General features: G+C 57.7%; 2 pseudogenes. One reads left to right on the top strand and one right to left on the bottom strand.

Features of this window, described 5'->3' with window-relative positions:
• Positions 1–253, top strand: a pseudogene (locus ACU8YC_RS27410) (rhodanese-related sulfurtransferase); the annotation flags it as partial.
• A 46-nt stretch (positions 254–299) separates the two neighbouring features.
• On the opposite strand, the pseudogene ACU8YC_RS27405 reads toward ACU8YC_RS27410, so the two are convergent.
• A pseudogene (locus ACU8YC_RS27405) lies at positions 300–454 on the bottom strand (YceI family protein); the annotation flags it as partial.

Raw genomic sequence — 454 nt, 5'->3', positions numbered from 1 at the left:
CCATCAGCGTGGAAACGCCTGCGAGCGCCATACAAATTGCAACAAGGACGTCGGCCATCTGCTGGTTATGCAGTGGCCGGCCTGTGCGCAGGAGTTTAAAGGCTGCTGTAGCGAGCAGTGTTGCGAAGAGAGTGAGTGGCCCGAACATGAGCACCGCCGTAGTAGCGCGGGGCGTGAAAATGGCAACAAGATCTTTAATAAGTCACGCGGTCGCCTGAATACCAAACTGGGGATTCCGGCTCCTGCGCAATAGTCGCTATGCCGGGTGGTGGCTTGAGCCCCATCCCGCCATTCACACGTTACTTCTGTTGCACACCTTCCTCTGAGATGATCAGATCGACCTCCTGAGCCGCGGGGCCGGGGTCGGTGGTGATGTTGAAGTCTTTTAACTTAATTTTCCCTTGTGCTTCATAGCCAGCGCGCGTGCCGCCCCACGGATCGCCGCCCTGACCGA

Source organism: Citrobacter sp. VF227 (assembly GCF_052950715.1).
The sequence above is the reverse complement of the archived record's forward strand: the minus strand, read 5'-3'. Positions and strand labels throughout refer to the sequence as shown.